General features: G+C 68.9%; 9 protein-coding genes. 7 read left to right on the forward strand and 2 right to left on the reverse strand.

The genetic code is table 11. The annotated features are described in order from the left end of the window. Positions 1 to 9: 9 nt before the first annotated feature. Both G1H10_RS20935 and G1H10_RS20940 read right to left on the reverse strand, forming a co-directional pair. Positions 10 to 744, reverse strand: coding sequence for a helix-turn-helix transcriptional regulator (locus G1H10_RS20935; protein WP_163741403.1), 735 nt, complete (start codon positions 742 to 744; stop codon positions 10 to 12). Positions 745 to 846: 102 nt separating this feature from the next. After that, entirely contained in the window at positions 847 to 3,048 is a 2,202-nt protein-coding gene (locus tag G1H10_RS20940) for an endo-beta-N-acetylglucosaminidase (protein WP_163741405.1), read from the reverse strand. Positions 3,049 to 3,207: 159 nt separating this feature from the next. Between G1H10_RS20940 and G1H10_RS20945 the strand changes: the two genes are divergently transcribed. The 7 genes from G1H10_RS20945 (at position 3,208) to G1H10_RS20975 (ending at position 14,756) form a co-directional block, all read left to right on the forward strand. Continuing rightward, on the forward strand, positions 3,208 to 4,257 hold the full coding sequence (locus G1H10_RS20945; RefSeq protein WP_216853505.1) for a LacI family DNA-binding transcriptional regulator: 1,050 nt from the start codon (positions 3,208 to 3,210) through the stop codon (positions 4,255 to 4,257). 275 nt (positions 4,258 to 4,532) lie between these two features. Beyond that, positions 4,533 to 7,736, forward strand: coding sequence for an alpha-mannosidase (locus tag G1H10_RS20950; protein WP_163741407.1), 3,204 nt, complete (start codon positions 4,533 to 4,535; stop codon positions 7,734 to 7,736). 4 nt (positions 7,737 to 7,740) lie between these two features. Beyond that, the gene (locus G1H10_RS20955; protein WP_216853506.1) at positions 7,741 to 9,069 is read left to right on the forward strand and encodes an ABC transporter substrate-binding protein; all 1,329 of its coding nucleotides are present in this window, start codon (positions 7,741 to 7,743) and stop codon (positions 9,067 to 9,069) included. Between the two features lie 83 nt (positions 9,070 to 9,152). Beyond that, positions 9,153 to 10,079 carry a carbohydrate ABC transporter permease gene (locus G1H10_RS34665; protein WP_163741589.1) on the forward strand — a complete coding sequence of 309 codons (927 nt, stop codon included), beginning with the start codon at positions 9,153 to 9,155 and terminating at the stop codon, positions 10,077 to 10,079. After that, positions 10,076 to 10,960 carry a carbohydrate ABC transporter permease gene (locus G1H10_RS20965; RefSeq protein WP_163741409.1) on the forward strand — a complete coding sequence of 295 codons (885 nt, stop codon included), beginning with the start codon at positions 10,076 to 10,078 and terminating at the stop codon, positions 10,958 to 10,960. Before G1H10_RS34665 ends, G1H10_RS20965 begins: the two co-directional genes overlap by 4 nt. Positions 10,961 to 10,965: 5 nt before the next feature. Beyond that, complete coding sequence (locus tag G1H10_RS20970) at positions 10,966 to 12,321, forward strand: glycoside hydrolase 5 family protein (RefSeq protein ID WP_163741591.1); 1,356 nt, start codon at positions 10,966 to 10,968, stop codon at positions 12,319 to 12,321. A gap of 11 nt (positions 12,322 to 12,332) precedes the next feature. Continuing rightward, positions 12,333 to 14,756 (forward strand): glycoside hydrolase family 3 protein, encoded by a 2,424-nt coding sequence (locus G1H10_RS20975; RefSeq protein ID WP_163741411.1) that lies wholly within the window; start codon positions 12,333 to 12,335, stop codon positions 14,754 to 14,756. Positions 14,757 to 14,823: the final 67 nt, after the last annotated feature.

Consider the following 14,823-nt stretch of genomic DNA (forward strand, 5'->3'; position numbering starts at 1 on the left):
GCGACAGCCCTATGTCGGTGTTTGGAAGAAATCTTCGGGACGCAGTGAAGACGCCGGCAGTTTCGTCTCGTGACCGTCGACGATCGTTTCCGGCACGACCCGCTGCGGGCGCGGCGGGGACGGTATCCACTCCGCGCGGGTGATGCGATCCATGCGGAATACTCGATCGTCCATCCGCAGGTGGCACCAGGCGGCGAGGTAGGAACCGTAGGGCCCGACGATGACGCGCTGCGGCTCGATTTCGCGCTCGGTCTCGACGCCGCCGACGTCGATGTAGCGGATGCGCACCACATGGTTGTCGCGTACGGCGCGCCAGACGGTCTCGGCGATCTCGGCGTCGGGGTCGGGTGCGTACTGCACAAGCAGCCGCACCTTCTCCGCGATGGTGCGTGCGTCCTCGACGGCTCGCTCAGGCATCGCGGCCATGATCTTCTGCAGGGCGCTACGCGCATCACGTTTGAACAGCACGAGCTCGCTACGGCTCAACGCCACGGCGACGGCCGCGGCCTCACCCGGAGTGAAATTCAGCGGCGGCAAGCTGGCCGAGCGATCGAGGGTGTATCCGCCCCCTCGCCCCTGTCTTGTGGCAATCGGAGCGCCGGCCTGCCCCAGTGCGCTCAGGTCGCGTTCGATCGTGCGGATGCTCACCTCGAAGTGCTCCGCCAGTTGCCGCGCCGTGCGGCCCCTTCGCCCTGCCGCCCTCAGTTCCTCGACCAGGGCGTAGAGGCGGTCGATACGGTTCATACTCGGAGCGTAAGCCTAGGCAGTGACATTGCCCTGAACCGTTCTGGCCTGCCGTCGCGAGTTCGTCGCGGCGACAGGCCAGAAGCGTGATGTGACGTCTCGTTACCAGTCGAGCCAGGTGCGGGTCGGCGAGCTGCGGTGGCCGTCGACCGTCACCGCTTCGACCTCGATCGGGCTGCGGTCCACGTCGGGGACGTCGAGCGCGCTGACGCAGAAGGTCTCGCCGTGAGTACGCCCGACCCACGCGCGGTCGGCTCCGTCGCCGTGGAAGACGTCGTAGTATTCGGCGTTCTTCGCAGCCGACCACTGCAGGTAGACGCTGGCCACGTCGCCGTCCCGCGTTACCTTGTCGACCTCGACGCTCGACGGCGCCCCCGGCTTCGACCGGCGCCGACGGTCGGTGACCGACAGCTGACCCAGCCGGACCGCCACCTCGGACACTGCCGTGTCGCCGGCGCGGACCGCGACGCCGACCGCGGCAACAGTGCGGCCCACGTACGAGGCGAGCGGGCGACTGCTACCTAGCCAGTTGCCCTTCAGACGCCGCGGCGAATCGCCCAGCGAGACCCACTCCCATTGCTCGGGAGCGTCCTCGAAGATCAGGCCGACCTCGACGTCGACACCCTCGCCGATGTCGTGCACCAGCTCCAGCGCCGTCGTACGCTCCACCGGCAGTGCGGTCTTGTACAGCCGGACGATCGCCGTCTCTTGCGCCGCTAGCTCCCCCGAGATCAACAGGCTGCTGCCGCCGTCGTAGGCGTTCGAGTAGTCGTAGTCCACGGTGACGGTGTCAAGCGGCTCGTCGTCGGCGTCGCGGACCCACCACTGCCAGGTCGGCAAGATGTCCTGGATGCCGATGTTGAACCAGCCGTCGTCGCTGACCCGGCGACCGTCGATGAAGAAGCCGGTTCCGGTGCCCGCGCAGAAGCTGGTGACGAACGGCACCGCCCCGATCACCGATTTCTCGACGATGTTGTGCGCGGTTCCGTCCCAGCCCTGCGGGTCGAGCGGGTCACCGGGATCCGGATCGCCCATCCGCCCCGTGCGCGAGGGATCCTGCCGCGGACCGGCCCACAGGTGGCGCTCCCGCTGGTAGACAGCTGCCTGCCCCTCGACGGTGCTCTTGTCGGCGTCGACGGTGTACCAGACCATCTCCGCACCCAGGTACGCCCAGCTGGTGCGCGGCTCCTCCCCGTCCGGGAAGATGTGCCGCGGATCGTACGGCTGCGCGAACCGGTCCTTGCCGATCTCCTGCCCGGTGTAGACGACCTCGTACGGGTCGAGCCCCAGGTCCAGCGCGTGCTGTCGGGAGTTGCGCACCCGCTGGTCGTTCCACCAGTAGTTGAGGAAGATGCTGTCGCATATCCGGTTCCCGTCCTCGTCGACGATCCACGGCGAGTTCACCTCGTTGAACTCGTTCTCGTAGGTGATCCGTCCGTCTACGGTGAGCGAGTCGTACCACTGCAGGTGGAAGCCGTCCGGCGCCTGCTCGGCGAAGTAGGTGAAGAACTCCATGAGCAGCTCGGCCTGCTCAGCGGGGATCTGCGCCTCCTGGTTGATGAAGTAGCCGTCGAACCCGAAGTACCCGGCCATCTCGATCATCTTGTCGACCATCGGGAACGACCCGTCGGTGCGCTGCTCGACGACCTCGCTGAAGTCCTCCGGACGCGGCCAGAACCAGCAGCCCAGGCTCAACACACCGTTGCGGTGTGCGGCCTCGGTATAGCCCGGGTTGGGCAGATTGATGATGCCGTACTGCGGTTCGTCGGCGTCGTGCTGGCCCTCCAGCGGCAGCCCGTGCCAAGACGCGTACAGGTCCGGGTACTGCCAGAACCGGAGCGCGTACGCCTCGAAGCCGGGGCCGTACTTGTATCCCTCGGTGGCGTTCCCGGGCTGGACGTAGTCGTTCGCCAGCGACATCAGCTTGGGTCTGGGGTCCAATCCGCGCCGCGCCTGGGTCGGCTCGAACGCGGGGATACGCGTGGCGAGCGGGACACGCGCCCGTAGGTAAGGCGCGTAAGCATCCGTTTCCGGGCTCCAGGACTTGATGTCCGGTGCCGAGTAGCCGTGCATCAGTGGCGGCTCCGGCCCGAAGGCTCCGCTGGACGCCGCCGCGCGCGATCCGGAAGGCGCATTCCCCGCGTATGCCGGCAGCGTGCCCGCAACGCCCCACGGCAGCAGTGAGGCGGCCGCGCCGCCGCCCACCACCTGCAAAAACTTGCGCCTGCCCAGCCGTGCGGCACTGTCTGCAGGCGACGCCGCCCGCTGCCGTCCACCGCGTGCCGCATCCGGTCTGTGTGTCATCCCGCTGCCTCCTTCTCGACTCCGTCGCGAGCCGCCCATGGCCGGATCCGCACGCCGTCGGCGCGACGACCACATCGGCTCGCTCGTGATCCCATAGGCTAAAGCGCTAAAGTCTGCTTCACAAGACCCAGTTCCGCCGGAGCAGCGAGATACCATGCTGTGCACCGGTCGTTCGACGAGTTCGAGGTTCGGATGCCACTCAAGCGCCAACGTCCCACCCTGCGCGATATCGCGGCACGCGTGGGCGTCTCCGAGACGGCGGCGTCGTTCGCCCTGAACGGCAAGCCCGGCGTCTCCGAGGAGACGCGTCGCCGCGTCCTCGCCGTCGCCGAGGAGCTGCAATGGACGCCGAACCACGCCGCACAGATCCTCTCCGGCGCGCGCTCCTCGATGACCATCGGGCTCGCGGTGGCGCGCAGCGTGCAGGACGTCGGCTCGGAGCTGTTCTTCCTGCGCCTCATCTCCGGCATGCATACCGTGCTCAGCCGGCAGCACTACGGCCTGTTGTTCCAGGTCGTGGGGACGGTCGATGAGGAGCTCGAACTCTACCGCCGGTGGGCGTACGAGAAGCGGGTGGACGGGCTGGTGCTGGTCGACCTCAGAATCGACGATCCGCGACCGCGCGCCGTGGCCGAACTCGACGTACCGGCGATCGTCGCCGGCGGACCCGACCCGGCCGGCACCGTGCCATCCGTGTCGATCGACGACACCGCCGCCATGCAGACCGTGATGGAGTACCTGAGCTCACGCGGGCACCGTCGCGTCGCCTACGTCTCCGGCAGCGCGTCGCTGCTGCACGTGCACCGGCGCGCCGAGGCGTTCCTGAACGCCGGCCGGGAGTATCAGCTGGATGCGGCGGATGTGCTGCAGACCGACTTCTCCGCGGAGGCCTCCACCCGCGCGACGCAGCGGCTTCTCGCCACCGACGGACGGCCGTCGGCGGTGATCTACGACAATGAGGTGCTCGCGGTGGCGGGGATGGGCGAGATCCAGGCGGCCGGACTTCGGGTGCCCGCCGATGTCGCGGTGGTGACCTGCGAAGACACGCCAATCTGTAAGGCTGTCCAGCCCGCGCTGACGGCCCTGCACCGCGACACCTGGGGGTTCGGCGCGGACATCGCCGAGCACCTGCTGAACCTCATCGAGGGCAACCTCGACCCCGGCGCCGTCGAGCAGGTCCCGGAGCTCATCGTCCGCGACAGCACGTAGCAGCCACTCGCGCACGCACCCCGGCGACAAGCGTCGGAGAGTCCTTATCGCTATAGCGACAAAACCCTTCCGACGTTTCCCACTCTCGGGAGCGGCCGCGGCTGAAGCTGCCCCATGAAGACGACTTTGGTGGCAGACAGCGCCCCAAACTCGTCTTCATCTACGACGCCGGGCGACGCCGCGGCTCAGCCAACGCACTCCGGGGCTCGGTTGACGCGGTTACTTAAGCGGATTAGTGTCGAGTGACCGAGCGCATGCACGAGTGAAGGACGACGATGCACAACCATCCCGAGATCACCCTCGAACGGCTGGACCGGGTGCTGCGCGACCGCATCCTGCCGCGGGTGCACACGCCACTCGCCGCGGTGAGCGTGCACGCGTGGGAGGTCGACGGCGACGGTGAGCCGGTTCCGGCCGGGCACGTGCTCGGCACCGCCCCGATCCCCGGGCGCCCCGCACCGGACTGGCAACCGTTCCAGGTCGGCTCGCACTGGGCTCCGGCCTGGCGGACCACCTGGTTCCGCATCGAGGGCACGCTCCCGGCGCAGGCGCCCGACGTCGTCGAACTCGTCCTTGACCTGGGCTGGGAGGACCACTCCGTCGGCGGACACTGCGAAGGGCTCGCCTACCGGCCCGACGGCACGGTCATCAAGGGACTGCATCCGCGCGGCGGCTGGCTCAGGCTGCACGGACCCGGGGCGTCACCCGACATCGTCCGCGATGACGGCTCGTTCACCGTCTACGTCGAGGCCGCCGCGAACCCGCTGGTCCTCGGGTTGCCGCCGTTCGTCGTCGTAGACCTCGGGGAGAAGGACGCCGCCAGCTTCGAGCCGTACCGGCTCAAGCGGGCCGAACTGTGCGGCTTCACGGCGCAGACCTGGGAACTCGCGCGCGACCTCGAGGTCGCCGGCGGCCTCGCCCGGGAGCTCGACACCGACGAGCCACGCTACTGGCGGCTGGTGCGCGCCATCGGACAGGCGCTCGACACCCTCGACCCCGCCGACGTCGACGGCACCGCCGCCAACGCACGCCACGCTCTGGCACCGGTGCTGGCCCAGCCGGCCCACGCCACCGCCCATCGCGCCACCGCCGTCGGACACGCCCACATCGACTCCGCCTGGCTGTGGCCGGTCCGCGAGACCGAACGCAAGGTCGCCCGCACCGTTGCCAACGTGCTGCACCTCATGGACGGCGACCCGGACCTGGTGTACGCGATGTCGTCGGCGCAGCAGTACGCCTGGCTGGAGGAGAACCATCCCGATCTGTTCGACCGGCTGCGCGCCCGGGTCAGGGAGGGGCGGTTCGTCCCGGTCGGCGGCATGTGGGTCGAGTCCGATGCGGTGATGCCGGCCGGCGAATCCATCGTCCGTCAGTTCACGCATGGCCAGCGCTATTTCCGTGACCGATTCGGCATCGAGCCGGACGGAGTGTGGCTGCCGGACAGCTTCGGCTATTCCGGCGCGCTGCCCCAGCTCGCCCGCCGGGCCGGATTCCGCTGGTTCCTCACCCAGAAGATCTCCTGGAACGACACCAACCCCTTCCCACATCACTCGTTCTACTGGGAAGGCATCGACGGCTCCCGCATCTTCACCCACTTCCCCCCGGTCGACACCTACGCCGCGGAGGTGACCGCACGCGAGCTCCACCATGCCGTGGCCAACTTCCGGGACAAGGCGGTCTCCTCGCATTCCCTCGTGCCCTTCGGTTACGGCGACGGCGGAGGCGGGCCGACCCGGGAGATGGTCGCGCGGGTCCGCCGCTTCACCGACCTCGAAGGCGCCGCCCGCGTGGACATGCGCCCACCAGCGGAGTTCTTTCGTGAGGCCGAGGCCGAGATCGCCGCCGCCGGCGATCCCGCCGTCTGGCACGGCGAGCTCTACCTCGAGCTGCACCGTGGCACGCTCACCTCACAGATCGCCATGAAGCAGGGCAACCGCCGGGCCGAGGCGATGCTCCGCACCGCCGAGTACCTCGCCACCGCCGCTACGGTCCTGACCGGTGCGCCCTACCCCGCTGACGAGCTCGACGACATCTGGAAGACCGTCCTTCTGCACCAGTTCCATGACATACTCCCCGGCTCGTCGATCTCCTGGGTGCACCGCGAGGCGCGCGAGACGTACCAACGCGTCGACGCCCGCCTCCGCGCCCTGATCGACACCGCCACCAAGGCGCTTAGCGCAGCGGACGGTACCGCCGAGCCGCCCGCACCGGGCCGCCTGGTCCCCACCATCACTCGCTCCTCCAGCTCCTTCACCATCCGACGGCGCGGAGAAGCCCTGAGCGTGGCCGGGCAAGCCGAGACCGACGAGGCCGTCGTCCTCGACAACGGCGTGATCCGTGCCGTCGTCGATACCAGAGGACACGTGACGTCACTGCGCGACGCCGCGTCCGGACGCGAGATCGTGCCGCCCGGTGAGCGCCTCGGACTGTTTCAGCTCTTCCGGGACGAGCCGGTGCGCTGGGACGCCTGGGACATCGACCGGCACGTTCTCGGCCTCGGTACCGACGTCGACGACGTGGACGCGCTCTCCACCGGGACCGACGACGACGGCACCGCCCACGTGACTGTCGAGCGCGGCGTCGGCGCGTCCCGTATCCGGCTGACCTACCGCCTCGAACCGGGCGCACGCCGGCTCGACATGGACTGCGACATCGACTGGCAGCACCGCGAGCACCTGCTCAAGGTCTGCCTGCCGGTCGCTGTGCGCACCACCGACGCCCGGTTCGAGACCCAGTACGGCTACGTCGAGCGCGCGATCCACCGGAACACGCCGTGGGATGAGGCACGGTTCGAGTCCTGCACACACCGCTACGTGCACCTCGAGGAGCCCGGGTTCGGTGTCGGCGTCGTCAATGACTCCACCTACGGCGCGGATGTCTCGCGGCTCCCCTCCAGCAACAGCTCCAGCGCAGGCGGCACCGGCGCAGGCGCAGGCACCATGGTCCGGCTCTCGCTGTTGCGCGGGCCGCGCTTCCCCGATCCGGACACCGACCGTGGCCGGCATCGGCTGCGGTGGTCCGTGGTGTGCGCACCGGATCAGGCCGAGACCGTCGCCGCGGCGTACCACCTCAACGCGCCACAGCTCGCGGCGCTGTCGGAGGTTCCGCCGCTGGTCGCGCTCGAGATGAGCGACGGGGTCGCCGTCGTCGACTGGGTGAAGCTCGCCGACGACGGTTCGGGCGATGTCATCGTCCGCATCTACGAGGCACTCGGCGGCCGCGCCACCGGTGACCTGCGCATCTGCGACGCACTCGGCGGCGAGCAACACGCCACCGTGGTAGAGACCGACCTTCTCGAACGTCCACTGTCCGACCATGACGCCCGCGGCTCCCGGTCCAGCGGCGACGCCCTCGCTGCCGCAAACGACGACCTGCCGCGTGCCCTGCACGGCCGCACGAGCGTCGCACTCGGCCCCTTCCAGGTGGCCACCCTCCGGATCCAGCACACCAGCTCAGGCAATACCGACACGAAGGAGTGAGTTGATGAGGATGAGAGCCTCCACTCGCAGCTATTCCAGCCGCGCGGCGCTGACCGGCGTCGCGGCCACGGCGCTGCTACTCGGCGCCTGCGGCATCGGCGGCGGGGACGACGATGAGTCCACCGACACCACCGACGCCGGTGACAGCGAGGACGCCGAACTCTCCGGCGAGATCACGTTCCAGACCTGGAACCTGCAAGGCGGATACGAGGACTACTTCAACGGCCTCGTCGCCGACTTCGAGGAGCAGCACCCGGACACCACGATCAACTGGATCGACCAGCCGCCCGAGGGCTACCAGGACAAGCTCTCCGCCGACGCCGCCGCGGGCACGCTGCCCGACGTGATCGACATCGGCCCGGAAGCCGCCTACACGCTGGCCAGCGCCGACATGCTGCTGGACCTGTCGCAGGCGGATCCGGAGGCCGAGCAGCAGTACCTGCCCAAGTCGTGGGAGGCGATGACGTTCGCCGGGCTCGGCGGCGGCACCTACGGCTACCCGTGGTACCTGAACACCGGGCCGTCGTTCTTCAACACCGAGCTGTTCGACGAGTGCGGACTCGACTCCAGCAACCTGCCCACCACGTTCGACGAGCTGTTCGACCAGGCCGCCACGATGGCGGAGGAGTGCCCGAACACCCCGATGATCGGGCGGATGCCGGCGATCGAGACGTTCGGCATGTACGGCGTCGAGTTGATGAACGACGACGGCACCGAGTTCACCTTCAACAACCCGGCCGGCGTGGAGCTCGTGCAGAAGTACAAGGACCTGTACGAGGCCGGCGGACTCACCGAGGACAGCCTGAACGAGCAGCAGACCGGTGAACTGGAGGGCTTCAAGTCCGGCCATCTCGGCTGGCTACCGGGCAGCTCCTACACGCTGCAGGACCTGAAGGAGACCGCGCCGGACGTCTACGAGAACGTCGCCATGGGTCCGCTCATCGCCAACGCCGCGCCGAACATGTACATCCAGTCGATCGCGGTGAACGCGCAGTCGGACAACGAGGACCTGGCGATCGAGTTCGCGCGGTTCGTCACCAACGTCGACAACCAATTCGCGTTCTCGCAGCAGGCGGCGATCTTCCCGTCCGCCGACGGAGCGCTCGACGATCCGTTCTTCACCGAGGCGGACGACACCGACGAATCGCGCGTCCGGGTCGAGGCGGCGCAGCAGGTCGAGCAGGCCGAGGTGTACTGGCCGCCGGCGTTCTCCTCGCAGTCGGCCGACTACATGCGCGAGCAGATCGCACTCGCGATTCAGGGCGACAAGTCGCCGCAGGAAGCTCTCGACGAGTCGGTCGCCTACGCGAACGAGAGGCTCGGCTCCGAGTGAGCGCGGCGCACGGCGGTCCGGTGTCCGGGTTCGGTGCGCCAGAGGTGCGCACCGAGCCCGGCCATCGGGCTGTGGGCAGCCCGATGGCCGGCGCACCGAAGGGCTCCCGGAACACCCGGAAGAGCAGCTTGCGGACCCATCAGCGCTGGTACGTGCCGTGGCTGTTCCTCGCCTTCGGACTCACCATCACGATCACGTTCATCCTGTTCCCGTTCTTCAACACCCTCGGGCTGGCCTTCACGGACGCGACGCTGCTGCGCGACGGGCAGTTCACCGGGCTGGAGAACTTCCGCCGGATGTTCGACGACCCACGGTTCACCACGGCACTGCTCAACTCCACGCTGTACGTGATCTGCGTGGTGCCGTTCATGGTGGTGCTGCCGCTGATTCTGGCGGCACTGGTGGCGGGGAAGGGCCGGCTGCTGGGATTCTTCCGGACGTCGTACTACCTGCCGGTGGTCATGTCGGTGGTGATCATCGGCTTGATCTGGACCAACCTGCTGGACAGCCGCGGCCTGGTGAACTCGCTGCTGCAGTGGATCGGGGCGATCGACAGCCCGATCCCGTTCCTGACCGACCGCTGGCTGCTGCTGTTCAGCGCCATGATGGTCACCGTCTGGTCCGGCCTCGGCTACTACATGGTGATCTACCTGGCCGCGTTGGCCAACATCGACCAGTCGCTCTACGACGCCGCCTCGGTCGACGGGGCCGGCACGGTGCGCACGTTCCTCAGCGTCACCATGCCCGGCGTGCGCTCGACCATGATGCTGATCGCGATGTTCTCATCGATCGCGGCGTTCCGTGTGTTCGGCGAGGTGTACGTCCTCACCGGCGGCACCGGCGGCGTCGGCGGACGCAACGTCACGATGACGATGCTGATCCAGAGCGAAGGCACCGGTCTGCAGGCCGAGACGGGTTACGCCGGTGCGATCAGCCTGGCGATGTTCGTGATCATGGGAGCGCTACTCCTCGCCCAGCTCTGGTACCAGCGCCGTGAGGAGGACGCATGAGTAGTGCCGTCATCACGTCGACGCCGCAGGACCAGCCGGCGGTCAAACCCCGGAGGCGCCGCGTCCGCAAGGGCTCGATCGCCCGGTACGCGATCCTGATCCTGATGTTCCTGCTGCTGGCGGGCCCGCTGGTGTGGCAACTCTCGCTGTCGCTCAAGGGCGCCGGCGACGACATCTACGCCACGCCGCCGGAGGTCATCCCGAACGACCCCACCTTCGAGCACTACACCGCGGTCATCGACCGGCTGCCGCTGCTGCGGTACGTGTTCAACTCGTTCCTCGTCGCCGCGATGGTGGTGGGCGGCAATGTCATCGGTGCCACCTTCGCCGGTTATGCGCTCGCCCGGTTGAAGTTCCGTGGCCGGGGCGTGGCGGCCCTGGTGTTCGTCGCAGCCTTGCTGGTGCCGATCGAGACCGTCATCGTCGCCCAATTCCTGCTGGTGCGCTCGATCGGCGTGAACGACTCCCTGATCGGCGTCGCACTTCCGGGCCTCGTCGCCGCGTTGAACGTGCTGCTGATGCGCAACAGCTTCCGTGCCATCCCGCAGGAGCTGGAGGAGGCGGCCGTCATCGACGGCGCGAACGCCTGGCAGCGCTTCGTCCGGGTCTGTCTACCCCAGGTCAAGGGGATGATCAGCGTCGTCGTGATCTTCGCCTTCATGGGAGCGTGGAACGACTTCCTGTGGCCGCTGATCGTCCTGTCCGATCAGAACAACTACACCCTGACGGTCGGATTGAACCACCTGCGCGGGACGTTCATCGATGACCCCCGGTTGATCGCGGCCGGAACGATCATCGCGCTCATCCCGATCGTCATCTTTTTCGTCGCACTCCAGCGCTTCTTCTTCCGGGGCCTGGAATCAGGAGGAATCAAAGGTTGAGCACACTGCGTTTCGGCGTCAACTACACGCCGTCCGTCGGCTGGTTCTACTCGTGGCTGGAGCCGTCCTGGGACGACGTCCGCCGGGATTTCGACGCGATCGCCGCGCTCGGTCTCGATCACGTACGGATCTTCCCGCTGTGGCCGCTGCTCCAGCCGAACCGGTCGACCATCCGGCAGCAGGCGCTGGAGGACGTGCGCACCACGGTGGAGCTGGCCACCGCGGCCGGGCTGGATTCGGCTGTCGACGCCATCCAGGGCCACCTGTCCAGCTTCGATTTCCTGCCGAGCTGGATGACGACGTGGCACCGGCGGAGCATGTTCACCGACCGGGACGCAGTGGACGCCCAGGCGCGGCTGGTGGGAGCGCTGCACGAAGCGCTCGCCGACGTCCCCGGTTATATGGCGCTGACCATCGGCAACGAGCTCAACCAGTTCGCCGACCGGCCGCACCCCACGCCCATGACGGCGACGCCTGACGACGTGACCGCGTGGCTGGATACCCTGCTGGGCACCGTTCCCGGCGGTTCCGCCGGCTCCCGTGGTTCCGCGGGCTCCCGTGGTTCCGCCGGCTCGCCTGGTTCCGCCGGCCCCGGCGTAGCGGTGCTGCACGCCGAGTACGACGCCGCGTGGTACCTGGACGACCACCCCTTCCTGCCGACGCACGCCAGCCGGTCCGGTGACATGACCGCGATCCACTCCTGGATCTTCAACGGCACCGGGCAGACCTACGGCGGGTTGTCGGAGCAGAGCGTCCGGCATGCGGAGTACCTGGCCGAACTGTCCCGGGCGTTCGCCGTCGACGACAGCCGCCCGGTCTGGCTGCAAGAGGTCGGGGCGCCGCTGAACTGCCTGGCGGAGAGCGAGGTGGCCGACTTCTGTGAGCAGACGGTGCGGCACGCCGCCGATGTCCCGGGCATGTGGGGCGTGACCTGGTGGTGCTCGCACGACGTAGCGCGCAGCTTCGCCGACTTCCCGGAGCTCGAGCACACGCTCGGGCTGTTCGACGAGGAAGGCAAACCGAAGCCGATCGCGCAGCGGTTCGCGTCGGTGGCGGCGGAGCTGACGTCGGCGGCGGCTCCGTCGGCTCCCCCACCGCGGACGACGGCCGTCGTCGTTCCGGTGGACGAGAACGACGTGCCGCTGCGGCGCTCCGACGCGGCTCCGGGCGGCGGCATATTCACCCGGTGGATAGAGCTCGCCGCGGCCGGCGAACGCCCCGCGCTGGTGACGTCGGCAGACGCCGATGACGCCGCCCGGCTGGAGGCACGCGGCATCACCTCCGTGGTCCAGCCCGCGGCGGACGGGCGCAGCGTCTACGCCGCGGTGAGCGAGGACCCGTCGCTGGCGATCGGCGCCTAGTGGAGCCGACGATGACCGACACCTCCAGCACCGCCGTCGACGAGCTCATCACCCGCATGACGCTGCGGGAGAAGATCGGCCAGCTCAATCAGCGACTCTTCGGCTGGGAGTGCGTGCGCCGGGTGGACGGCCGCTGGCGGCTGACCGACACGTTCCGCGCCGAGCTGGACCGGTGGGACGGGATGGGAGCGCTCTACGGGATGTTCCGGGCCGATCCGTGGTCCGGCAGGTCGTGGGCCGACGGCATCCATCCCGACGACCGCGCCGAGGTCGCCGCGATGGTGTCCGATGCGGTGCGGGCCGGCAGCTCGCAAGGGATCCCACCCCTGCTGGTGGAGGAGGCCCCGCACGGCCATCAGGCCCTCGGCGGCACGATCCTCCCGGTGCCGCTCAACCTGGCCGCCACGTGGGATCCGGCTCTGGTCGAGGAGGCCGCCCGGGCGGTGGCGGCCGAGCTCGCCGCGAGCGGCGTTCACATCGCGCTGGTGTCGGCGTTGGACGTGCTTCGCGACCCGCGCTGGGGCCGCTCCGAGGAGTGTCTCGGCGAGTCCCCGATGCTCGCTGCGGAGATGGCGGCGGCGCTGGTCCGTGGCATGCAGGGGCCACAACGTTCGGCGCTCGGTCAGGCGGGCGTCGGCGATGGGACCGGTGTCCGCTCCGGCCTCGGATCGGGTGTCCGCACCGGCGTCGGCGTCGTGCTCAAGCATTTCGCCGCGCAAGGTGAGGCGATGGGTGGCCGCAACGGCCAATCCGCCGTGATCGGACCACGCGACCTGCGTGAGATCCACCTGCCGCCGGCCGAGGCCGGAGTGCGCGCCGGCGCGGTCGGCGTGATGGCCGCGTACAACGACATCGACGGCGTGCCGTGTTGCGCCAACCCGGAGCTGCTGCGGGACATCCTCCGCAGGGAGTGGGGGTTCGACGGGATGGTCATGGCCGACGGGCATGCGATCGACCGATTGGAATCCGTGGCCGGTTCGCTGCCGGCGGCGGCTCGGCTGGCACTGCTCAGCGGTGTGGACATATCCCTGTGGGACGAGGCGTTCACCCGGCTGGAGGAGGTGGCCGACGGCGACGAGAAGGTCCGCGACGCCATCGACGCCGCCTGTCGCCGTGTGCTCCACGTCAAGCAGCTCCTCGGTCTCGTGCCCGACGGCGTGTCGACAGCGCAGGGCGACACAGCGGTGACCGATGAGCCGGTGGCACACCGTCACCCCGGCACGACTCAGAGCCCGGCAGACCTACTGGAGGCGGCGCGCGCGCAGGCGCGGGAACTGTCCGCGGAACTCGCCCGGCGCTCGCTGGTGCTGCTCGGTGACGACGCCGATGTGCTGCCGTTGAGCCTGAATCAGGCGCGCCGCGTGCTGGTCATCGGGCCGCACGCCGGCCAGGTCACAGCCCTGCTCGGAGACTACGTCGCACCGCTCGAGCCAGACAGCCGACCAACGAGACAACATTACGGTCACGATAGCGACCACAATGCATGCTCGTGCCGGGCCGCCGACCGGGAAACGCCCAGTGTTCTTCAGGCTCTGCGGAAGCGGCTTGCCCCGGGGGCGCGACTCGACCACGTACCGTCGCTGCAGCCCGACGTCGACCTCGATGCGCTCGCCGCTGCGGCGGACGTCGTCATCGCCGTTCTCGGCGGTACCAGCCACCGGTCCTACGACGACGAGTTCACCGACGTCGGGGCCGTCGACGTGACCGCTGGCGGCGGACCTGCGAGGGCCACGTCAGGAGAAGGCGTCGACCTGGCCGACCTGGGACTTCCGGGCGACCAGGACACGCTGCTCGCACGCGTACGCGGAGCCACGGACGCTCCCGTCGTCGCCGTCGTCGTGGCCGGGCGGGCGCATGTGCTGACATCGGTTCTGGCTCACGGGGACGCCACATTGTGGGCCGGTTACCCCGGTCCGTACGGCGCCGATGCGGTGCTCGATGTGCTGACGGGTGTGCGTGCCGCCACGGGTCGGCTGCCGATGACGTTGCCCGGCCATCCCGGCGTCGTCCCGATCCACCACGACGACCGGCACGAGCCCGCAGGTGTCTACGCCGACGCGACCGATCCAGTGCTGCGCCCCTTCGGATACGGCACGTCAACCGGGCCGATCCACATCCAGGACGCCGAGGTGATTCCCGCGGCCGAAGCGGACGCCGACGTCGACGGTGCTGGCGACCACGCCGGCTGTGACACCCCGTCCGTCCGTCTCCGGGTCACACTGGAGAACACCGGTAGCGACGACGCCGACGACGTGGTCCAGGTGTACGCCCACCGTCCCGACGGCGTCGCGGTGCCGCGGCTACGCGAGCTGGTCGCGTTCACGCACGTCACCGTCCCGGCGTGCGGAACCCAGATCGTCGAAATCGACGTCCCCTCGACCCTCACGTTCGTCGTCCGCGCAGGCACATCCGACGAGATAGAACTGCGCCACTAGGCTCGTGGCTCTTCATTGGCAAGGCACTGCTCCTGGACACGCGCACCACCAAGAGCCGGTCGTAGAC

Origin of the sequence: Phytoactinopolyspora halotolerans (assembly GCF_010550675.1) — a bacterium.
GTDB classification, from domain to species: domain Bacteria; phylum Actinomycetota; class Actinomycetes; order Jiangellales; family Jiangellaceae; genus Phytoactinopolyspora; species Phytoactinopolyspora halotolerans.